The following is a 21,036-nucleotide window of genomic DNA, read 5'->3' as shown; positions in this document are numbered from 1 at the left end:
CCCGGCTCTTTTTAAGCGAAACGTGGAAAATAACCAAACCAAGAACAGGGCCTTACTGGCCGACCTCGCGCTGATTCTCGTCGCGCTGATCTGGGGCGTAGGCTTTATCGCGTCCAAGGCAGCGCTGGTGACCATCACGCCGCTCTGGGTCATGACCTTCCGGTTTCTGGGATCAGGAATTATCCTCCTGATCCTTTTTTTAAGGCGCGTGCGGCAGCTCGACAAACGCACCGTTCTCATGGGCATGGTGGTGGGCAGCTTCATGTTTGCCGGCATGATCTTCCAGACCATCGGCCTCGACCACACCACAGCCTCCAACCAGGCCTTCCTGATCCCGTCCTACGTGGTGCTGGTGCCCTTTGTGTCCTGGCTGATGACACGGACCAGGCCCCGGGCGCTGGACGTGGCCGCGGCTTTTCTTACCTTTATCGGCGTCGCGGTAATCAGTCTCAAGCCCGATTTCAGTATGAATCTGGGGGATGCGCTGACCCTTGTCTTTGCGGTCATCTATTCCTTCCAGATCGTCTTTTTAGGGCTGTTTGTCAAGGAAACAGACGTCATGTCCTTCACTGTGGTTCAGATGCTGACAGCGGGCATTTTGTCGCTTTTTTCAGCGCTTGTTTTCGCGCCGCCCCTTTCGGGTGTGACCGCCTCCAGCGCCTGCGGCATCGTCTACCTCGTTATCTTTAATACTGCTCTGGCCTTTCTCATCCAGAACATCGCCCAGCAGTACACCACCTCCACCCACGCGTCACTGCTCATTTCGCTGGAATCCGTTTTTGGGCTCATCGTCTCTGTGATTTTCCTGCATGATCCCTTTGGGCCGCGCATGGCACTGGGCTGTGGATTGGTCTTTGCCGCTGTTATTCTCTCGAAAGTGGCGTTCAGAAAAGAAAAAGAACCGTTATCTCTGAAATAAGCTTAGGATACGGTTTTTTCTTATTGCAAAATAAAGATTTGGATAATATAATTACATTAGAGATTACTAAACATTTCGAGGAGCACTATGGAAAATAAGATTATCGTGGACAGCTGCCTGGACTTCAACCCTGAAGTTTTCACAGCAGATCTGCCACTTGTACGAATCCCTTTTAAACTCAGAATTGACGATGAGGAGCTGGTCGACCATGACCTGTCAACCATGCTGCTGGTGGACAAAATGAAGCTCAGCAAAAACAAGGTTTCGACCGCCTGTCCCTCCCCGCAGGAATACCTGGACGCCATTGATCCGCAGTGCGTCAACTATATTATCACCATTTCGTCCAAGCTCAGCGGTTCCTACAACAGCGCCGTCATGGCCGCTGTCATGGCTCAGGAAAAGTATCCGGACTGCCAGGTGCATGTGCTGGACTCCGAAAGCGCTGCCGCGGGAGAGGATCTGATCTTCATGAAGCTGAAGGCCTTTCTGGAGGACAATATGCCCTCCAGCGAAATCGTCGCAAAGCTCGTGGATTTCATCACCAGCATGCGCACCATGTTTATCCTCAACTCGCTGGACAACCTGGCTAAAAACGGCCGTATCAGCAGCACAATGGCCCTTCTGGGCAAGGTGCTGAAGGTGGTGCCCATCATGACCGACAACGGCGAGGGTGAGATTGCCCTTAAGGAAAAGGTGCGCGGCAAGAAAAAGGCCTTTTCGCGCCTGGTGGAAATTATTGCCGACGAGGTGTCTGACGCCAGCGAGAAAATTCTGGCCATCGCCCACGTGCATGCCCAGGAAACCGCCGAAAACCTCAAGAAAGCCATCGAGGAAAAATGCAATTTCAAGGATGTGGTCATCTTTGAAGCCGGCGGCCTGAGCACCGTCTACGCTGATAACGGCGGCGTGATTGTGGCTTATTAAAACAAAAAAACCGGTGCAGAGCGCGCCGGTTTTTTATACTGCAAAGGCGCCCTTCCGGAGAAGGGCGCCTTATTGTTTTGGGTTTTTGTTTTAAACTGAAAATGACCGCGCTATTTCCTCCTCTTCAGCGTCTTCTTGACTCGTCATGGCAGAATCCAGTATTCTAATGGCCTCCAAAGCGCTGCGAAAAGCAACCTTCTGCTGGGTCTGCACCCACAAAATGGTACCCTGCCAGGTATTATTACGCGTACTTTTGATGTCCAATATAAAGGTTTGGTTATTTGAGCTGATAATCTTCCCCATCCTTTCTGCTTTGTTTTCACAGTATGCGGTGCACTTTCCCCGTAACACGTAGCGTAACCGGTCATACGATCATAATAGATTGCCGAAAAGCCCTGAATTTCAGGGCTTTTCTCTATTTAATACGTCTGGCTTGTATCCGCTGCATTCACATTATCTGTTTCATCACTGAGCGTTTCCACTGTTTTTTCCAATACACTCTTTTCTTCTTCCAGGCTTTTACGCTTCTTTCCTTGACGCCACCAGATCACTCCAGAGGCGATGCTGGCAATTAGTGCCAGCACTAAAACCAATAAATCCCAATCGAACTGATAGGTCCGGCAAAATGCGAAGAACACCCATAGAAGGATCATGACCAAGGCCATGATGACATCCAGAATGTAATCAACCTTATTCATTTTTGTCTCCTTTCGCCGCTTTTTCAGCCAGCAGGACTTCCAAGATCTCTTTCGGTCTCATGTTCTTTTCTTCCCTCTGACGGTCTCTGAAAAGATCATAGTTTACATTGAAAGTCTCTTCAAAGCTTTCCTTCATGTCGTCCAGTTCACTCTCTAATGCTGCATTTTTTCGTTTTCTGAAGATGATTCGTACCACGGCGTAGACCACATAAATAATTGTGATCAGCAGCATCAACCAGTGTACCCAACACTTGATATCTCCATTCCGCTGCGCCAATGGTGTTTGATTATTGTCAATTTCTTCAGTGTTTTCATTGTTTTCAAATACTATATTCGGGTTAAAATAGTTTATCACATCCTGGAATACTGGCGGTACCAGATTTGTCACTGCCGGCGGAATAACAACCGGGGTAACTGTCGTTGTTGTAGTGGTAGTTGTTGCCCCTGGTGCTGGTACCGCTGGTGTTGCTGTGCCATCTCCTGGTGTTCCCGGTGTTGCCGGATTCACGGGTGCCACTGGGGTTGGAGACGGAGACGGTGTCGGTGTTGGAACTGGTGGTACGCTGACCGGCTGGTATTGTGCTACAAAAACTAAATTTCCAGTTACAGTATCAGGAAAACCTGGCGCCCATCCTATAAACTCATAACCTGTTTCCGGGGTTATACCCGGAACCTGATCAGCCGGGAAAGCAGAACCGTGGAGAATATCCGTAATAATCTGCTGATCCTCCAATATACCGTCAATGCTTCCGTGATCTCCACGCATAAAGGTTACCGTATGTACCGGTTCATAATGCGCGATATAGGTCGCATTGCCTGTCACCGTTTTAGGCAAATCTTCAGTCGGAATCACAACGTCTGGATTTTCCGGGGTTGTCCATCCTGTAAAGATGTAGCCTTCATTGCTGTCAATACCCGGCGCTGCTGGGAACAGCGCATCCTTCTTCAGCCCTTCAAAGGTTTTACTTGTCTCCTCAGGCTTTTCGCTAAACTGCCCATTATTACCTGGCAGGAAGATCACCGTATGGGTCTCTTCTACCGGCGGCACAGGTTGTACAGGTGTGTAAACTGCCGTATACACTGCATTTTCGGTTACTATTTCGGGCAGTTCATTGTCTTTCAGGACAGTGCCATCGCTTCCCTCCAGCACCCATCCATCAAAGGTGTAGTTCGCTTCCGGTGTTATAGCAGGGGCTGCCGGGAAGGTATCTCCTTTCTTCAGCCCAGTATTGTCAATTGTTGGAGCACTATTGTCCGTGAACGCTCCATGCTCACCGCGGTTAAAGGCAACAGTATAGGTTTCTGCCGGAACCGCCGTATAAATAATCGTTATCTCAATGTCTGCTGTCCCCATTGTGCCAGAAACCACATCCATGTTTGGCGTAAAGCCATCAATCACCGGTGAGGCTACTGAGTATCCCTGGTTCTGCTTCAATGTCTGAGTTACGTCAGCTGCTGCGATCGTTCCATCTTCATATACATAGTGGACTGTCAGCATATAATTCTTCTGGGCCACCGGTACATATTGCGCTGTGTAATGCTTGTTCTCCGTAACGGTTTCGGGCAGCTGATCCGCAGAAATGACGCTGCCCTGGCTTCCGTTGGTATCATCCAACCAGCCTGTAAAGGCAAAACCGTCGTTTACCTCAAGCTCTGGAGCCGCCGGAAAAGCCTTTCCATAGCTTAAATCAACATGGTTGATCTCTTTTCCTCCGCTGTCTAAGGTTCCCTGCGCTCCGCTATTAAAGGTAACCGTGTACCGTTGCGACTCATATTGAGCAACATAGGTTTTATCCTTAACGGCCGTGGGTGGAAAACTAGTGTTATCTGTAATCAGATAATTAGTCTCCTGATCCAGCCAGCCCGTAAATTTCCAGCCGCCCTGCGGAGTGACGCTTGGAATCGATGGAAAAGCGCTGTTTTTCTCAACGGTAAAGGTTATGTTGCCATAACTGTCAATACTGCCGTGTTCTCCCTGCAAGAATGTTATATTCACCTTTCCGCTATCTGGCGTAACGACCTCGGTACTAACCTCATTGCTCGGATATTCTTTTTCCGGATCATTTGAATCTTCCCTTAATAATGCTGTATTTTTCAATACCGTACCGTTCGCGGTACCTTCCGCAACCTTCGCAGTGATCACATAGGTTTTACTCTCATTCGCTGCAAGACTTTGTCCCGTCCAGCTTATCTTCTGACCCGCAATCACAGCATTCTCGGCCTGTACAGGCGTCAATGCGACGGGTAAAACATCCTCAATTGTGATACCCTCTGCGTCAACATAACTCAGATTCTTCACTTCGATACGATAGGTAAGGCTTTCACCTGGTTTTATCTGCTCTTGATCGACCTGTTTTTCAAAAGAAAAAGCCGGTCGGTCATAATAAATTTTAATAACGGTGGAATTGTCCGTAATCGTAGAGGGCAGATTTTCCTCCGATACACGCTGCAGGCCCAAAGCGGTCAATGCGGAGCTATCCGCGACATCATTGACCGTTGTGCCATAGCGGACATTATCAACCCTGCTTGTATCATCCGCTTCCCTGTCTTCTCCCGAGGGATTTATATCCAGCCGATAGTGTTCAACCGTATAGCTGAGATTATCGACCAGCTTGTAGTAAACCTTCAGCACAGTGCTGCCATTACCATTAATCACGGCGCTCAATACATTTCCAGCATAACCCTCGTCATAAACAAACTGCGCTTCTGCCGGCTTAACTGCGGCATCTTCCGGATCAATCACCGCCTGCTCACCCGTGGTCCCGGCAAGCGTGTCAATTACGATGTCCGGGGTATCTTTGTAGGTACCGTCAAGCTGCTGATAATAGGCTTCAACCGTATATTTTGTATCTTCATTGGCCGTATTCACTACGGTCTGATTATCCAGGCCATTGACTGTGATTATAAGGCTGTCGCCCTGTTCGTTCGGCAATAAACTCACCGGATAGGTGTTTGTATCGCCAGTATATCCGGCTGGGGCGCTGATTTCCTTCAGCCAATATCCCTGTGGGCGGTACTGGATTGCCTCAAAGCGCACCTGTCCCTGGGCGTTGGAAGCAGCCTGAGCAACAGGTTCTTGAGCGTCTTCGGCTTCAAAGAGCCCAAAAGCAGCACCCTCCAGCGGCTGCTGAACACCGTCTGTCTTGGTCAGTGTCAGGCTGCCAGTCAAACTTGGATCAATCTGATACTGAGCGGTATAAAGCAGGTTTCCGGTTATTTTTTCGGGAAAAACACTCTGACTGTCCTTATCCTTCCACTCAGGGCTTGCCACCTGATAGCCCGCATCTGGCAGAATGGCCGGCACGCTCACCTTGCTCCATTCTGTTCCTGCTGTTACCGTCGCTGCTACCTCGCCATTGCTGTTCTGCCCATCCAGTTTTCCGTGTTCACCCTGATTGAAAATAACCGTGAACTGTTTGAGCAGATAGATGTCAAAAGTAGTGGTGCCATCACTGTTAATGGTTTTAACGATTTTAGTAATCTCTTCGGCGCTGTTGTTTTCAGCTTTTATTTTTTCTTCATCTAAAACATAACCATCCTGAATATCCGCTTCTGTCAGATAATCCTGGGCGTTTACCTCTGCACCAATGCCTGTTTTTCCCTGTTGTGTCTCTTCGCGGATAAATCCCTCGGCATCCGTATAGTCACCCTGGTCATTCATTTTGTGAACAATAACCTTATAGCTTACCAAAGCAGGGGTATTGCCAATTTTATTGTCCTCCAGCCCTTCGACCTTAAACGTTATTTTAGACAGGTCCTGGGCATTTTGATCGATTGTCACCTTCCAGGTTTGACCTGCCGCCTCATAGCCATCCGGAGCTGTTTCCTCTTTTAAAGTATAGCCCTGCTGACTGTAGGGAATATCTTTAAAGGTTACGCTTCCATCGCTGCCCTTCTCGGCAATAAAACGGCTGTTTTTATCCTGATTGTCTGTCAGCGTGAAGGATGCCGCCTTCATATCCTCGACTGGGCTGCCGGTATCTGTATTGATTTTTGTCAACACCAGGTCTGCCTTCGGAAGCGCATAGCCTACCGATTTGATGGCTGCATCCTGCCCTTTTCCATCCTTGACGGTTATGACCGCCTTTTGATTTTCATTTTTAGTTGAAGTAAAATAGCCATTTCCCGGGTTGATAACCTCGACGGTATATTCCCCTTTTGGCAGCTGCCCGGTCCGGAACATACCCGTTGCGTCAGTTTTACCCGACCATTTCACATTTCCTTCCTGATCCTTCACGGACACCTTAACCTGTGAAAACGCTCCGTCCTGATCCAATGGTTCGTATTTACCATCACGGTTACTGTCTTTAAAGACAAAGCCACTGATCTGAGCGGTCTCCACTTTGCTTTCGTCAAGCGAAAAAGTCAGCGGCGTCTCATTGCCTTTGGAATACGTCCAGCTGTCAATAAAAGAGTAGTCTCCATTGCTTTGATTGTTATATTTGAAAGCGCCCTGTGAGCTATCACACGCTTCTTTCAGATATTTTTTTCCGTCCGCCAGTGCAGTCCCAGCCTTACTTTTAACCTTACTGTTGTCATAGTAGACATTGTAGACTGTCCCTTCCTGTCCAGAAAGGGGATTCATCAGCTGATTGATTACTCCTTTTTCGTTGGTCTCGACGTCCATGAACATAAAGTGGTATTCGCCGCCCTTTCCGATGAGTCTGGCGGTATATTTCCCTTGCTTGACAACCTGTCCCTTAGTGTCCTTCCCATCCCAGTGAAGCTTATTTTCTCCCGCTACGCCGGGCTGGCTCAGGTAGACAACATTGTTATCATCGTTGGGGTCGCACTGAATTTCGATCTGGAAAGAACCGTAGCTCTGCCCTTCACCAAGCTGCGGGAGCGTGAAAAGAAAATCGCCGCCTTTACCCACAACCCCTTCATTCTCAGAATAATTTTTATCGTAAATAAATTTCAGGCTGTTTGCTTCCGGCTCGACCGGTACCTTCTGTGAAGGCACAATGGATTCGGGTAAATCCTCTGCCGGTTTATTAAAGAAAATTTTAAAGGTTTTGCAGAGCTCGTCATCACCTTTTTTAGGATTGTTGTAGCTAAGATTATCTGTCAACGTCTCCATGCTGTTGTCCTTACCGGTGGTTGAGTAGTAGGCGCTCTGGCCCTCACTGTTATACAAGCCCCGGTTATTTCCAAAAAAGACAAAGCCGTAAGGGTTCATTCCGTTAAAATCTGTCTGGTATAGATAGCCGTCATGCGTAAGAACATAAACCTTGGCGTTTAAAATCTCCGTTCCACTCTTGTTCAGACCCATGTTCATGGTCAGATAGTCGGCGTATACCCTGCCGGTAACAATTTGATTCTGTGTATTAACAACCGTAATATCCCAGGCGGCAACGCTCAACCCATTGTTCTGATTCCATGCCTCATCTGTTTTTTTCAACACAGGATTACTGCCCTCTTCATTTTGAGAGTGGAACTCAAACTCATATACCCCGGTTTCTTCCACAGTATAGCTTTGAGCCTTATAGCCGCTTTCACCCTTAAGCTGGGCTGGTCCGGTCTTCTCCATTGTGCGGTTTTCAATATACCCTGTTTTGTTCTGTTTATTATTATCATAGGTCAGCTGCGAACCGCTCGGTGTCCAGATAACAACATCACTATTTTCCGGCGCTTCTGTAACGCTGCTGCCAAAATAAAGTGTTTCCCCCGAATTAGCATAGACTTTGATAATCTGCTTGCGCTCCATATTGGAGGTCTTTTCCGCCGACCATTCTGTGTAAGGTCTGTACCCCCCATTCTCTGTCAAATTTATGCTGCCCTCTGCCCTTACCGCATGGGGAAAAAACATAACTGCCAGCAACACGAGCAATAAGGACATGCTGTAAAGCAACCAACTATAAATTTTTTTCACTGCCATTACAAATCCCTCCTCCAAAATTTTATTTATAAAAACATCCTCATTTTATTCACATTGGTTATATTTTATGCATTTTATTCACTTTTAATTGAAGTTTTTACTTATAATAATTATACACCTTTTATTTATATTGTCAATTTAAACTGTTAATAAATTTAAGCTATTAAAAGACGAAAAAAAAATGCCCCAAAGGGCGTTTTTAAAAGCGTCTTTTAAACCGAAAAAGACAGGACTGTTCCGTCCGCTTCCACATTTTTTTGACTCGTCAGAGCGGAATCCAGAATCTTAATAGCCTCCAGCGCACTGCGGAAGGCAACCTTCTGCTGGGTCTGTACCCACAGGATTGTGCCCTGCCAGGTATTATTACGTGTGCTTTTTATTTCCAGAATAAAGGTTTGATTATTTTCATTAATAATTTTTTCCATCCAGTTTCACTTCCCTTTCCACAGTGTTATTACTACTCCTATGCAATAATATCTTAACATAGTTCGGTCACACAGGGATAACAAGAGCTGCCTTAAACCGCTAAGTTCCTAATAAAAAAAGACGGCTATATGAAGCCGTCTCCTGAGAATTACTCACTGCTTTTATTCTGCTTCTATGTTTACATCACCCCAGCCAGTAATTTTATCTCCTGTCATTACTGGTGAAAAATTATCTGCCTGAATTAAATCTGCCGTAATTTTGATCGTGAATTTTGCTTCGGCTGATTCATTACCCCAACCATCTCCTGGAATTTTAACAACGGTAAATACAGGCTCTGTTTGAGAACTTCCTGAAGGATCAGAAGTCAGCTTCTCTTGATAATAAACATATTCGCCAGATACTACCCAATTTTCACCAAAGTTTAAGCATTCATCTGTTATGAGCATATCTTTTTGTTCTGGACTCAATTTGCCATCTTCGTTAATAACTTCCAATTTAACACGAACATAGGCATCCTCAGAATTAGCCTTTATGCTAACTCTTGGTTCTTTGCTCAGCCAATCTCCCGGCAATACTTTATCATAAGTAATATCTCCGCCTTCTTCGGTCTGTGTACCTGGTTTAACAGGATGTTTTGGTCCCTCTGGATTTGACGGATCAACAGGTTCTTCTCCAGATTTTGTGGTTTCTGTTAAGTCACCGCTTACTTTACCAAGGGTAAAGACATTGTCTGCGCTATCCTGACTGGTGAAGTAGGCTAAGGTACCGCCGACGACCAGTAAGGCAATTAAGGCAAAAGCTGAGATCAGCAGCGCGCCCTTTTTCTTTTTAGTCATGGTTTTGGTCTCCTTTATTCGCTAAAGCTTATTTAAAAACTGTTGGGAATGCGGTCTGCATTGCATCCTGTGCAGAGCCGAAGCCTTCAGCCTGTACGAGATAGCCTTTGATAACAATCTGGAAATCCTGCATTTTATATTCTGTATAAGAAATCACGTTTCCATCTGCGTCTGTTTCGGTATATTTTGTTTGGTCAAACTGAGTTGGATCGTTAATTTGATCTGGTGTTAAGGCTAATTTATCAATTTCTACAGCATCAAAAATTGATGATGTTCTGGCCTTTGCTGCTAAAGTAGCATTGTAATATGCGATCGTATTATCCTTATCCATAGTCCAGCCTGTATCTGCATCTGTATTAAAGCCATCTGTTAATGGATTGCCATGCTTAATATTGATAAATTTGTTCAAATCTGCATAACTGCTTTCTGTCCACTCGCCCTTGTCATTTTTCACCTGGTAGGTTAATGTCGCTGCAGCATATACTGGATCTGCTGATTCCTCTGAGGTGTTAACAATCTGTGGGTCTTTCGCGATAACTTTACCTGGGGTAAACTTTTCAGCTTCTTCAGGCTTCCAGTTCGGTTCCTCAGTATCGCCGGTGATACCTTTGCCCATGGTAAAGGTATTACTTGCCGTATCTGTAACGGCTGTTAAATATGCCAGTGTGCCGCCGATGGCGAGTAATGCTACCAGCGCCAGGGCTACGATGACATTTCTTTTTTTAGCTTTTGTCATTTTAGTTATTTCCTTTCAAGTTGTAAAACTTTGTTCACTTAATACTTAATAATCTTAATTGGTTAAACCTGCCAGTTTACGCAGTTCATTCTTATAAATTGATGCTGTACTATCATCAGCCTGCACAGCGTAACCAGTGACATCAATCTGGAAGCTCGGAAGGGTAGGATTATCCGTTGCTTCTGTTTCTACACCGTTTTCAAAAATATATACTACTTCATCTTCAGAAACTTCAACATATGGGCCTACTGTTGTAACATCCGATACCAAGTCGCCTTTTGATCCATCCGGATTTATTTTATAGACTTTAACGGTTTGGTTTTCCTGTACTGATTCAGTATTATAAACTGTCTTAATGCCTGTTTCTACGGTAACCTTGTCAAATAAAGGACTTGTTGAATCACCAGAAGCAAGTGTTGTCTTGAAGAAGAAAAATCCTGGGTTCAAGTTATCTTCTTCCCAATCGCCTGCATTGATTCCATCTGTACCTTTATAGGAAACATGGGCATATTTTTCTTGGAAATCCTTGAATGCAATCTCATTATTCGCAGCATCCTTGCAAACAACTTTCATTGCGATGTATCCAGCTACGCCGTTATCATCAATGCTGATTACAGGATTTTTACCAGTGGATTCTCCCGGGGTATAATCATCCCATGATCCATTTTCGTGGTTTTTATCCCATTCTGTTTCTGTAATTTCGCCTTTTAAATCCTTGCTACTCGTAAACTTATTTTCCCTGGTGTCCGTTACACTTGACAGATATGCCAAGGTAGAGCCGACTGCGACTAGAGCTACCAGAGCAATGATCGCGAACATTTTAATTTTGTTTTTTGCTTTCATTTTTTTCTCCTTGTTTGTTTTTTGGTTATATAATTTAGAGAACTGGCTTTTTATGCCCTAGTTCTGACCAATGAAGTTTAGCAGTGCCTCTGCTGCGTTCTTTTCGTCTATACCAGTCGACTGAATGGCATAGGCCTGTATTTTTATATTAAAGCCTGGAAGTTTTCCGTCTTTACCCGGTTGTAAATCCAAACTAATGGGGACTTCTGTAAAAAGTTCTTCTGTTGTACTTTCAACGCTTAATTCAGAACCAATATTATCCACTCCATAGAGATAAATTTGATTCATTTTACCGTCTTCTGAAATCTTTGACCATTTGTTACTAAAGTTAATGCCTTGCTCATCTAAAAATGCTTTTTTAAAGGCATCGTAACTAATCTGATTTTCTTTATTGTTTTCGCCATTGTAATCAAAATACTGGACCTTAATGGCGACATAAGCATTGACTCCATTATTTTTATCACCGCTGTTTTTTACGGTCGGATTTTTATAAATCGTCTGACCAGGTACATAAGCTTTGGCCTCATTAACACCTAACAGCTTATCGCCCTGATACTCTGGATTCGCTGAGCTTCCGTCTGGTTCTACTTTACTGTCAAACCCGTAGCCGTCCCAGGCGGGCTCTCTTAACTGGATGGATATATTTTTATCGGAAGAAAAGGTATTGGTCTTTGTTTCTGTGGTGCTGTGCAGAAATGCTAACGTCGCGCCGATGGCTACAACTGCGGTTACTGCGATACCCACTAAAATACTGATTTGTTTTTTCTTCATGCCGTCACTTCCTTTCCTTCGTGTTTCTGACTGATTATACTCATATTATGACAGTCGTCAGTCACAGTCCGGTCACATCAGATTAAATTCCAGAAAATTTTCAAAACTTTTTTGTGACCATCGAAAGGAGTGTTCTCAATTGTTATTCATTCGTGTTTGTGTTTGCAGATGGAGCTGGCTTTTCCAATGTTGGAATATTCTTCCAGGCATCGGCTGCCGCGCCTTCCTGTTTGGCAGAAACGCCCTCCGTTAAAACTTGCAGCTCAAAGTATGCATTTTCAGGGATTTCACCATTATAGGTTACACTTTCAATCAGATTACTTGTCACCTGATTAGGCTCTAGCGGTAAAGTATAGTAGTAATATGCATCGTCGTCACTGGCGCTTTCAGGCCATTTTACCCATTTTTCACCCAAAGCACTGTATGTTACCTGTCCTTTCATATCTATAGGGACAAGCTCACCTTCGACCTGGTGTTTCGTTTCGTCTGTGGTTGCATACCGGAAGCATGGCACCAAGCGAACACGGACATAGGTCGCAGCGGTTGGATAATCGTCGCTATAAATATTTTTAATGGCGACCTTCTTCCCCACTGTTCTATAGCTCTCCGTAACTTTGTCAAAATGATTTGTATTCCCCTTTACGCCATCTTCATATACTTCATCCGTTTTCCCATTCTCTACCACTCCGATATTTACTGTCGCGCCGCTGAATTCGTTGGTGGCCGCTTGGCTGCGCTGGTTAAGCATAGCGACAGTAAAGCCGACAAGTGCGGCAGCCAGGACCGCAACAATGGACAAAAGGACAATGGTTTTTTTATTCTTTATGTTTGCGTTCATCCTCTTTTCCCCTTTCTTTATTTTTGAAATCCGCTTTCTTTTTATCTTCCTCTTTATTCTTGTCCTTTTCGTCTGCTTTCATGAGCAGATCAGGCAGGAAGGTGAGTACCAGGATCACAAGAATAATGGTTACGAGGATGATCATGCCCGTGGTGGTATTGGCATAGGAGGCCACGTAACCCATATACGGGATGGTAAAGACGGGCTTGCCCACCAGGTTCTGGTAGGCCACCGCGCCGCCGTCCACGTTGTCGTTGGCGTCACCCTTGGTCTGGAAGGTCTGGGCCTCGGTGTCGATGGCGACCACTCGATGGGTTACCATGGTGTCGTCGCTGATCTTAAAGGTGATGGGATCACCAACCTGCACATCGGCCGGGTCGGCTTGGGCCACGTAGATCAGGCTGCCGACGTGGTAGGTGGGCTCCATACTGCCACTGAGCACGGCCAGCGGGGTCATTCCTAAAATTCTTGGTAAAAACAGCGCGCCCACGGCCAGTATCAGGACAATGAGCAGCACGGTTGTCAATGCATGGTAAACTTTTTTCATATGCTTTTTCTCCGATTCTGTCTTTTTTACTGCTATGCTTTTACTATACCAGTGTCAAGTCACAGGATGGTCACAAACCACGCAAAAAGGCGGCTCCGTGTTATCGGAACCGCCTTTTTATTTAATTATATTATTTAGTTGCTTTTATCAAACAGATTGACGGCTATCGCTGTATCACTAAGCCATTTCCAACCCTTATCTCTGGTTTTTAATGTATTCTTAAACTCAGTGGCAGCCGCATCGCCAGTGGCAAAATCTACATAAATCGGTTCACCGTTAATCTCGGTATTATCCAAACCGTAATATTTTGGCAGAGATGCCGCAGTACCTGCACTTTGAAGTTCACCGATCAATAAATCTTTGGCATCCTTCGGGCTGTCTTTATAATTATCCGTAACCGCTGTCTGATCATACTTCGATGACCAATTGGTTTCCTCCGTCACCGTATAATAACCCTTTTTGAGACCTGAGATTGTTTTATGCGCTGATTTCCTGCTTTCGTTTGCGTTGAAATTAATGGTTTCATAGAAAGTTTCAGCCGGAGTGTCTCCTACCTTCCGATTATCACGGTCAACTTCATACCGTTCAATCTTAAAAATAAAGGCCTGGCTGGAATTGATTTTCTCAACATTCGTGTACTGCTCATCAATCGTTTTGGTAATAACCAGCTGTCCTTTGACAACGTGAACCGTGTAGTCCGCATAATTTTTTGAGGCGTCTGCCGTATTCTCAGCAACAACGGTATGACTTCCGCCCCCTGCAATATGGCCAGCCGTGTTCGAATTACTTTCTTCTGACGGAGCCCCCGCATTATAGGTGACTTTCAGGTAATAATGTGTATCTTCTGACGGTTCAGTATCCTTTATGACTGATGGATCGATTGGCTGATTCATCGCCTTGTCACTATACCATGTAAAGGTAAACTGTTCTTCATTAACACCGTACTTTGGATTAATTACATTATCATCGAATAATTTTTTCCTGATTTCTTCAGCCGTAATCATTTTTTCTCCGGCAAAAATGGTGTCCTCTGCATCCGTGATTCCCAGGCTCGCCTTTACATTGACATGTGGCGGCGTAAAAGAAACATCCCCAAAAACAGTATCAATTCCTGACTGAGCCTGCGTATTTGTTGTGACATCATTTCCGCCGAGATAATCCTCTTTCGCTTGAACGACGATTGAGTTTTTCCATTCCTGCTGTTTTGATTCATGCGGTATCGTCTGATTTGCCCAGCTGATTGTTGTTGTGCCGTCGCTATTTTCCACCACACTTGCGCCAGTGGCTGTCAAGCGCTCTTTTTCGCCAGCGGCCAGTTTAAAGCGCGCATCAATCGTATCGGTAATCTGTGCTGTTAAATCACTTTTCTTGATGATCGCTTTCTGAATCTCATCAAAAATTTCATTTAATTTTTCTTCTGTCAGCGCGGTATACGCCCACTTACCGGTCTTTGTTCCCGCGTCATTCAATTTATCGGAAGCAATCTTCTGTTCCAGCCATTGGCTTGTATTTAAGTTGCTGCCCGGAACCTTCCCATTAGTATCTCCGACACAAATCGTAATTACAGTGTAGCCGGCAGTTCTTAATTGATTAGCCGCCTGCTCGCTTTGACTTCTATCCGTTGCTTCGGATGGCGCGCCGTCACTAAATAAAACGACATACTTCTCATTACCGTCATCTTTATACTTATCCAGCTCGGTTTTCGCTAAGTTCAGTCCCAATTGCGGTGATGTTCCCCCGTCTGCCTGAAATTTGTTAATGCTTTCTAAGAGACTGTTTTCATCAATGGTCTTTAGAGGTGCGTTAAGCGTTCCAGTCGTCGTATTTCCCCAATATGATTGTGTACCATAAAAAGTAGAAAAACCAACCTTACTGTCCGGGGATTCTGAAGCGATGGTTGAAACAAAGCGACTGGCTGATTCTTTCAGTGCTGTTAAGCGTGAGCTCCAGGTATAAATTTCTGTCCGATCATAATCGTCTATGGTTACCCATTGATAGGAAGGGGTACCAAACTGACGATAATCATCATAGTATTTCCAGGTACCATTAAAACACCGCATAGGTCTTTTATAATAGAATGCGCTTGTAATATTAGGCTTACCTTGTACTGAACCATAATAGTAAGTCTTTGTTTGATCCAACTTATTCCGGATCGCGGAATAAGCGGAATTATCCCCCACGGCCCTGCTAACATTAGTCACATTGTTTTGCTCCATAGTCCAGTTCATAGAACCGGATAGGTCAAGAACCATCATAACATCCGCCTTGCCGGCCTGGCTGATTTTGGATTGTGCTTTTAAATCAATGGTATATGTTCTCTCGTCCCAGTCCTTTACTGTGGCTGTTTTACTATAAATCAACTCTTTTTCCAGATCTACGTCTGCTGCCTGTATATCGGTGCTGTAGTTCCGCATCGAGTAGCCTAAATTTTCGTCCGCTTCGTCCTTCTCTGTATCCTGGTCTTGCGAATCTTCGATTGCTTCCTCTTCCTGAAGGTTTTCATCGGTGTTGGCAATTTCCGGTTCTTCCTCTAAACTGGTCTGCCAGGTCAGTGCTACTGGCTGCAGGTTTGACAACTCGCTCTCTACCGTCTCGACATTTCCATTCGCGTCAGTAATGATCTCTGTGCTTTCTTCTGGCTGGGCTTCCATCGTATAAACGACGTTGCTCTGTTCGTCTTTACTCTCTGTTTTCTGGTAGAAAGCTACCGTTTTCTGTGTACTCTGGCTGTCCGCATAAGCTTCGGGTGCTGTTGTTTCCTTATAGCTAAGCTTCAGGGAAAAATTCCCCTTTTCCGGTGTGATATCTTCGTTATCTTTTATCAAGCTGACGCTGTAAACCGCAAAGCCATCGATGGCTGCGCCTTGTTCGGCAGCTTTAGCGTTTAGCCCTGCTTCCGTTTCGGCATAAAGGGCTTTCTCGGCTTCTTCCTGACTATCCTTATTTAACGTTTTAACGATTAGCGCAGCATCTGTTGGCAGTGCTGTGCCATCAGTCGCATATAGCTCTGCCTTGATGCTGTCATCCTCATAAGTAAGTTTGCTAGGGGCTGCGTTGCTTTTTTCCTCTGCAAGAACAGTAATCCCCGGACTTAATGCTGAAAGCATGAGCAAGGCGATCAGTAATAATGATGTGTATCTGGATAATCTTTTGACGCTTTTCATGGCGGTACTCCCTTCGTGCCTTTTCTATTTTAATCGGCCTCTCGGCTGTTTTTTATGCTTTTTCTTTATTGTATCTCAACTATACCAGCCAGGTGTCACACAATGGTCACAGGCGTTTTATTTTAAAGCTTTTATTTAAAAAATGTAAGACCGCATCCTGATCTCAGTCCAGGCTGTGGTCTCCTTGAGTGATTAGCCGTATACACTCCAGAACGCTGTTAAAGTGGCCAGCGGTAGTACCATCGGCGTTTTTTAAGATTCCCTGCCACTCGGTGTAGTGCCGGGTTAGCATAATAAGATCTAAGGTTTTAGCCATACCAAGCCATGCTTGAATTTCTCCTGCCTCATGGTATTGTTCAGGATTCGCCATATAGGATGAGGGCTTAGCCTCCTCATTCCTGAAGCTGCGGGTAATCTGATGGGGCTGAGGCCTTCCGATCTGGTCGAAGGCGGCGTCGACCTGTGCGACAAAGGCCCGCAGGCCTTTAAAAGTCATAGGCTCTTTCAAGGCCACCCCGATAATAGTACCGTCTAACAAGCTGCCGTCGCAGTGATCCAGGCAGAGGCGTATGCTGTTGACAGGAAGGGTCTGTGTTTTCATTTTCTGCTCCGATATCTTTTTACTCGTAATGCAGTTCATCGAGATCGAACCGCAGTCGAATCTGTTTGTTTTTATAGTTGTTCCAAAAGGATTTTTCGATACGGCCAGTTACCATCTTGGCGGTCTCGTACTGGCAGGTGGGCAGCAGGGCCACGTACTGGGTACTGCTGTACTGGGCGACGGGGTCGCCGGAGCGCAGGGAGCTGCGCAGCACGTCTTCCAGATGCACCATGGCATCGCGGATTATTTCCTGGTCGGTTTCGCCATCCGGGGATGCCGGAACACCTGAAATAGTCGCTAATAATAAAAAAATCGAGATTCCCATCCTTTCGCCCTGGCGTGCCTGGAGCCGGTAAATCCGCTGAAATGCGCCGTATTCGCATACAAAGGCGCCAGTGGTCCGGTCTTCCATCAGCTCGTTTTGGACGGCTGTGATGTCTCTTTCGTTTCGGTGTGTTTTTTTAATGATGGTTTCATAAAGCGCCCGAAGCTCTTCGGACGGGGTGACGCCGAGGTAGTCGTACAGGGTTTTCTCGGCCACCTGATAGTGCTCGATGGCCTGCTTGTAGTTGTCCTGTCCCATGAGGGCCCGGATAAAGCAGCAGTGCAGGCTTTCGTCCAGGTTATCGATCTGGATGGCCCGGTTCACGCTGCTGGCCATTTCGGAATAACGGCCTTCGTTTTCCAGGAGCACGGCCAGCTTTTTCACAAGACCCAGGTAGGTGGTGTGATAATAGGTCGACTGCGACGCTACCCAGTATTCGCTGGCGAATTTGGGCAGGAACGCGCCTTTGTAGAGGGCTGCCGCTTCGTTGTACAGGGCAATCTTCTCCATGGAATCGGTCTGTCTGGCGGCCTCTTTGATATTGCTTTCAAAGGTTTCGATGTCGAGGCTGACGGGGATCTCCTGGTTCCAGATATACGCGCTGCGCCCGGTCAGGATAAAATCGTTTCTTCCCCAGGTTTTTTTGATCAGGCTGCGCAGGCGGTACATGAGGTTTTTCAGGGCGCCGGCGGGGTTATCGCTTTCGTCTTCCTCCCACAGGGCTTCTGCCAGCTCCTGTACGGTGATTTCCTTCTGGCGGTGACACAGGATATAAATAAAAAGTTTTGTCATCATCTCTGACCGGATGCTCTCCTCGTTAAGAGCTGCGCCATCTCCGGTTATGCTAAAGCCTCCAAACATATGAACCTCTAACATAGGATTTCTCTGTTCCACTAAATTATCTCTCCGGTTTCGTTAGTATTCTTAATGACTATTATATGCATTTATTATCGCTTTGTAAATCGTCACTTTTTCTTTTAATGCAAACCGTCAATCATCCACAAAATAACAGTTTTAACTTTTAAAAATTAAATTTTAAACAGCAAAAGCGCACGATTAAAATCGCGCACTTTCAAAAAAAATTCATAAGTTATTAATATTTTTTATGAATCGCTCTACTGCCGGGCTTTCTTTTTCCGTCTCACAAGGATGGCGGCAAGGATGACGCCAAGCAGAGCCAGGATGCCCACGCCGATCAGGATCAGGTTGCCCATACCGCCCACCTGTTTGGCCGCGTTGGCTAACGGGGTCTGGTTCGGGTCAATGTTTTCTTCCTCGGCTGGGGAAAGGGGCGTATCGTTCGGGTCGACGTTTTCGGTTGGGTTATTGCCTGGGCCGTCCGCAGGGGTAACGGTGCCGCCTCCGCCGGTGGTGGTGCCCGCACCGCCGGTACCGCCCGTACCTCCGGGCAGAGTGGCGGCTGTGCCGGTGTCGCCGGGCTGTCCGGTCACGGTGACCACGCCAGGCTGGGTTTCAAAGGCCGGATTGTCGGCCGGGGTGTAGACAAAGTCGATTTCGGTGCCTTCGGCGGCGATGATGGTGGTTTTGGCTAAAGCGTCAACAATATACCCCTCAATCGTCAAGGCATCTACCGTGACACTCCCTCCGACACTTGCAGGAACAACTTTCTGGGTTAGCAGTTCGTTGCCATAGGTATCTAAGTAACGTACGCGGTATGTCGTATCGCTGATCATTTTGGCATACTGAGCCACATAGGTGGCTTTTTTAGTAACTGTATACTCAATTTCCTGATTCCAGCCTGTGAAGTAATACTTATCAGAATCATTGGGTATTACCGATATGTCATTCAAGCTTAAGGTTCCTTCATAGGGCACTTCCACGCTAACACTGCTTTGTCCATTGATGGTGCCTTGAGCGCCGGCTTTAAATTCGATGTTATAGCTGCCTTCTTTTGCGTGGGCGGTGGCCGGGAGGGCGGTTCCCATGAGCAGCAGGGCCATGGCGGCAGTCATGAGGACGGCCACAATGCGGTTCATTTTTTTCTTAAAAGCTGTCATGTTTATTCCTCCTTCTTTTTACGTGTCACGATCAGGATGATGATAATGACCACGGCGATGACCACACAGGCGCCCGCAAAAAGCATGTAAGGGCTCGCGCCATTCAGGCCAGTGTTGGGGCCTGTGGCGCCGGGATTGGTGATGGTCTGGACCAGCCGCTCGATGATGTTTCCGCCGGTGGGGTTATCGGGTGTGGAGGCGGTAAACACGAGCTGTATCTGTCCGGTTTTTTCCATGTAGCTATTTTCAGTGGAGTTTCCCTCCAGCGCCAGTCTGATGCTGATCACATCGCTCTGGCCCTGGGCCAGGGTATCTAACAGGATGTTGTTGCTTTCGTCCAGATACTTTTCACCCGCGGAGGTATTTTTGGCGGTGCCCCCGCCGATGACAGTGGTGAAAAAGGGGACGCCGTTCTTGCTGATGACAAAGTCGTACACGGCCTGGGAATCCGCGGTTTTACGCGCGATATTGTCGAGTATCTCGGCGCTCATGTAAAATTTCATCTCGCTGCTGTCCTCGTTGATGAGGGTCAGGCTGATCGTCCGGCTTTCGCCGGGCAGCATGCCGGTAAAATCTTCGGCGTTGCCGGTCACGTCTCTGACGAATTTTTCGGACGCGCCCTTAAAGGTAATGGTCTCGGACGCGAAGGCTGGCAGGGCCGTAGCAAGCAGGAGCGCCAGCGTGATTAAAAGGGTGATGCTTTTCTTTTTCATTGGGTCTCCTCCTACTGTTCGGTGTAGTCTGTCAGGTTGCCGGCAGCGTCAAACTTGGGGTCGATGCCCCATTCGGCCAGCATGGCTTTGTCTGCGGCCTCGGCCTGGATGGCGTCGGCCTCAAAGGTGATGTTGGCGCTGTAGCCTGTGTAGGCATTGCTGCTTTCGGTCACTTTATCTTTTAGAATAGTGAAGCTGTCCATGACATTTTCGGTCCTGGTATCACCGCTGACCTTTTTCGTGTAATAGCAGTAGATCACCTCAGGCTCCTCTGGATCCTCTTTGACCAGCCAGCTGCTGCTGTCGCGCAGGATGCCGATTTCTTCCGGGGAAAGCTTAAAGTCTTTCTTGCCGTCTTTGTCGGTCCAGCTGCGGTTAATGGTCACGCGGATGTAGCTTTCCTTGCTGCCCGCGTCGGTCTGAACCGCTATTTTTTCCCCGATGGTGTCACCGGGCACGCCAACGTACTGGAAACTGGCGCTGCTGTCGCTGCTGGTTTCCAGGTCTTTCACCTTGGCGTCCTGGTCGCGGTCCTGGACAATTTTAATGCCCAGCCTGGCTGTAGACACGTCTTTCTGGGTGGTTGTCGAGGCGACAAAGGCTGCCATCGTGCTGCCGATTGCCGCTACAATGGCGATAATGGCGACAATGATCAGGATATTTCTTTTCTTTTTCATTGGACTTTGCTCCTTATATTGATGCTTCAAAGGGTTTTCACCTCGATAATTTATGCTCTTGTCTATGATTATACGCAGGGGTTGTCACACAGCAGTCACACACACGGGCGTATTTTTAAAAC

The 21,036-nt window shown here is 46.6% G+C and carries 17 protein-coding genes; 2 read left to right on the top strand and 15 right to left on the bottom strand.

Annotated features, from left to right (window positions below; genetic code table 11):
* The first annotated feature begins 22 nt into the window (after positions 1-22).
* Both I2B62_RS06310 and I2B62_RS06305 read left to right on the top strand, forming a co-directional pair.
* Positions 23-919 carry a DMT family transporter gene (locus I2B62_RS06310; RefSeq protein WP_195268146.1) on the top strand — a complete coding sequence of 299 codons (897 nt, stop codon included), beginning with the start codon at positions 23-25 and terminating at the stop codon, positions 917-919.
* An 87-nt stretch (positions 920-1,006) separates the two neighbouring features.
* Positions 1,007-1,843: a DegV family protein gene (locus I2B62_RS06305; RefSeq protein WP_195268145.1), complete on the top strand. Its 837-nt coding sequence runs from the start codon at positions 1,007-1,009 to the stop codon at positions 1,841-1,843.
* Between the two features lie 419 nt (positions 1,844-2,262).
* On the opposite strand, the gene I2B62_RS06300 is transcribed toward I2B62_RS06305, so the two are convergent.
* The 15 genes from I2B62_RS06300 to I2B62_RS06230 all read right to left on the bottom strand — a co-directional run bounded on the left by I2B62_RS06300 (position 2,263) and on the right by I2B62_RS06230 (position 20,914).
* Positions 2,263-2,541: a hypothetical protein gene (locus I2B62_RS06300; RefSeq protein ID WP_195268144.1), complete on the bottom strand. Its 279-nt coding sequence runs from the start codon at positions 2,539-2,541 to the stop codon at positions 2,263-2,265.
* Entirely contained in the window at positions 2,534-8,419 is a 5,886-nt protein-coding gene (locus tag I2B62_RS06295) for a SpaA isopeptide-forming pilin-related protein (RefSeq protein ID WP_195268143.1), read from the bottom strand. Before I2B62_RS06295 ends, I2B62_RS06300 begins: the two co-directional genes overlap by 8 nt.
* 212 nt (positions 8,420-8,631) lie before the next feature.
* Positions 8,632-8,844: a hypothetical protein gene (locus tag I2B62_RS06290; RefSeq protein ID WP_195268142.1), complete on the bottom strand. Its 213-nt coding sequence runs from the start codon at positions 8,842-8,844 to the stop codon at positions 8,632-8,634.
* Positions 8,845-9,006: 162 nt separating this feature from the next.
* Positions 9,007-9,681, bottom strand: coding sequence for a SipW-dependent-type signal peptide-containing protein (locus I2B62_RS06285; RefSeq protein ID WP_195268141.1), 675 nt, complete (start codon positions 9,679-9,681; stop codon positions 9,007-9,009).
* 28 nt (positions 9,682-9,709) lie between these two features.
* Positions 9,710-10,417, bottom strand: coding sequence for a SipW-dependent-type signal peptide-containing protein (locus tag I2B62_RS06280; RefSeq protein ID WP_195268140.1), 708 nt, complete (start codon positions 10,415-10,417; stop codon positions 9,710-9,712).
* A 54-nt stretch (positions 10,418-10,471) separates the two neighbouring features.
* Positions 10,472-11,260: a SipW-dependent-type signal peptide-containing protein gene (locus I2B62_RS06275; protein ID WP_195268139.1), complete on the bottom strand. Its 789-nt coding sequence runs from the start codon at positions 11,258-11,260 to the stop codon at positions 10,472-10,474.
* 57 nt (positions 11,261-11,317) lie between these two features.
* Positions 11,318-12,031 carry a hypothetical protein gene (locus I2B62_RS06270; RefSeq protein WP_195268138.1) on the bottom strand — a complete coding sequence of 238 codons (714 nt, stop codon included), beginning with the start codon at positions 12,029-12,031 and terminating at the stop codon, positions 11,318-11,320.
* 142 nt (positions 12,032-12,173) lie between these two features.
* The gene (locus I2B62_RS06265; RefSeq protein ID WP_195268137.1) at positions 12,174-12,869 is read right to left on the bottom strand and encodes a hypothetical protein; all 696 of its coding nucleotides are present in this window, start codon (positions 12,867-12,869) and stop codon (positions 12,174-12,176) included.
* Positions 12,847-13,416, bottom strand: a complete 570-nt coding sequence (locus I2B62_RS06260; RefSeq protein WP_195268136.1) for a signal peptidase I — start codon at positions 13,414-13,416, stop codon at positions 12,847-12,849. The genes I2B62_RS06265 and I2B62_RS06260 overlap by 23 nt, the downstream gene beginning before the upstream one ends.
* 134 nt (positions 13,417-13,550) lie before the next feature.
* Complete coding sequence (locus I2B62_RS06255; protein ID WP_195268135.1) at positions 13,551-16,580, bottom strand: vWA domain-containing protein; 3,030 nt, start codon at positions 16,578-16,580, stop codon at positions 13,551-13,553.
* 163 nt (positions 16,581-16,743) lie between these two features.
* Positions 16,744-17,181, bottom strand: a complete 438-nt coding sequence (locus I2B62_RS06250; protein ID WP_195268134.1) for a hypothetical protein — start codon at positions 17,179-17,181, stop codon at positions 16,744-16,746.
* A gap of 19 nt (positions 17,182-17,200) precedes the next feature.
* Positions 17,201-18,301 (bottom strand): BTAD domain-containing putative transcriptional regulator, encoded by a 1,101-nt coding sequence (locus I2B62_RS06245; RefSeq protein WP_195268133.1) that lies wholly within the window; start codon positions 18,299-18,301, stop codon positions 17,201-17,203.
* 320 nt (positions 18,302-18,621) lie between these two features.
* Positions 18,622-19,524: a MucBP domain-containing protein gene (locus I2B62_RS06240; protein WP_195268132.1), complete on the bottom strand. Its 903-nt coding sequence runs from the start codon at positions 19,522-19,524 to the stop codon at positions 18,622-18,624.
* Positions 19,525-19,526: 2 nt separating this feature from the next.
* Positions 19,527-20,237: a hypothetical protein gene (locus I2B62_RS06235; protein WP_195268131.1), complete on the bottom strand. Its 711-nt coding sequence runs from the start codon at positions 20,235-20,237 to the stop codon at positions 19,527-19,529.
* A gap of 11 nt (positions 20,238-20,248) precedes the next feature.
* Positions 20,249-20,914: a hypothetical protein gene (locus I2B62_RS06230; protein WP_195268130.1), complete on the bottom strand. Its 666-nt coding sequence runs from the start codon at positions 20,912-20,914 to the stop codon at positions 20,249-20,251.
* Positions 20,915-21,036: the final 122 nt, after the last annotated feature.

Origin of the sequence: Eubacterium sp. 1001713B170207_170306_E7, from assembly GCF_015547515.1 — a bacterium.
In the GTDB taxonomy this organism is placed as follows: domain Bacteria; phylum Bacillota; class Clostridia; order Eubacteriales; family Eubacteriaceae; genus Eubacterium.
Note: the sequence above shows the minus strand (reverse complement) of the source record. Positions and strands in the feature narration are given on the sequence as shown.

Excerpts from the sequence above, each read along its gene's own strand:
- I2B62_RS06305 (WP_195268145.1), top strand. The coding sequence starts at position 1,007 with ATGGAAAATAAGATTATCGTGGACAGCTGCCTGGACTTCAACCCTGAA.
- I2B62_RS06300 (WP_195268144.1), bottom strand. The coding sequence starts at position 2,541 with ATGAATAAGGTTGATTACATTCTGGATGTCATCATGGCCTTGGTCATG.
- I2B62_RS06295 (WP_195268143.1), bottom strand. The coding sequence starts at position 8,419 with ATGGCAGTGAAAAAAATTTATAGTTGGTTGCTTTACAGCATGTCCTTA.
- I2B62_RS06290 (WP_195268142.1), bottom strand. The coding sequence starts at position 8,844 with ATGGAAAAAATTATTAATGAAAATAATCAAACCTTTATTCTGGAAATA.
- I2B62_RS06285 (WP_195268141.1), bottom strand. The coding sequence starts at position 9,681 with ATGACTAAAAAGAAAAAGGGCGCGCTGCTGATCTCAGCTTTTGCCTTA.
- I2B62_RS06280 (WP_195268140.1), bottom strand. The coding sequence starts at position 10,417 with ATGACAAAAGCTAAAAAAAGAAATGTCATCGTAGCCCTGGCGCTGGTA.
- I2B62_RS06275 (WP_195268139.1), bottom strand. The coding sequence starts at position 11,260 with ATGAAAGCAAAAAACAAAATTAAAATGTTCGCGATCATTGCTCTGGTA.
- I2B62_RS06270 (WP_195268138.1), bottom strand. The coding sequence starts at position 12,031 with ATGAAGAAAAAACAAATCAGTATTTTAGTGGGTATCGCAGTAACCGCA.
- I2B62_RS06265 (WP_195268137.1), bottom strand. The coding sequence starts at position 12,869 with ATGAACGCAAACATAAAGAATAAAAAAACCATTGTCCTTTTGTCCATT.
- I2B62_RS06260 (WP_195268136.1), bottom strand. The coding sequence starts at position 13,416 with ATGAAAAAAGTTTACCATGCATTGACAACCGTGCTGCTCATTGTCCTG.
- I2B62_RS06255 (WP_195268135.1), bottom strand. The coding sequence starts at position 16,580 with ATGAAAAGCGTCAAAAGATTATCCAGATACACATCATTATTACTGATC.
- I2B62_RS06250 (WP_195268134.1), bottom strand. The coding sequence starts at position 17,181 with ATGAAAACACAGACCCTTCCTGTCAACAGCATACGCCTCTGCCTGGAT.
- I2B62_RS06245 (WP_195268133.1), bottom strand. The coding sequence starts at position 18,301 with ATGATGACAAAACTTTTTATTTATATCCTGTGTCACCGCCAGAAGGAA.
- I2B62_RS06240 (WP_195268132.1), bottom strand. The coding sequence starts at position 19,524 with ATGACAGCTTTTAAGAAAAAAATGAACCGCATTGTGGCCGTCCTCATG.
- I2B62_RS06235 (WP_195268131.1), bottom strand. The coding sequence starts at position 20,237 with ATGAAAAAGAAAAGCATCACCCTTTTAATCACGCTGGCGCTCCTGCTT.
- I2B62_RS06230 (WP_195268130.1), bottom strand. The coding sequence starts at position 20,914 with ATGAAAAAGAAAAGAAATATCCTGATCATTGTCGCCATTATCGCCATT.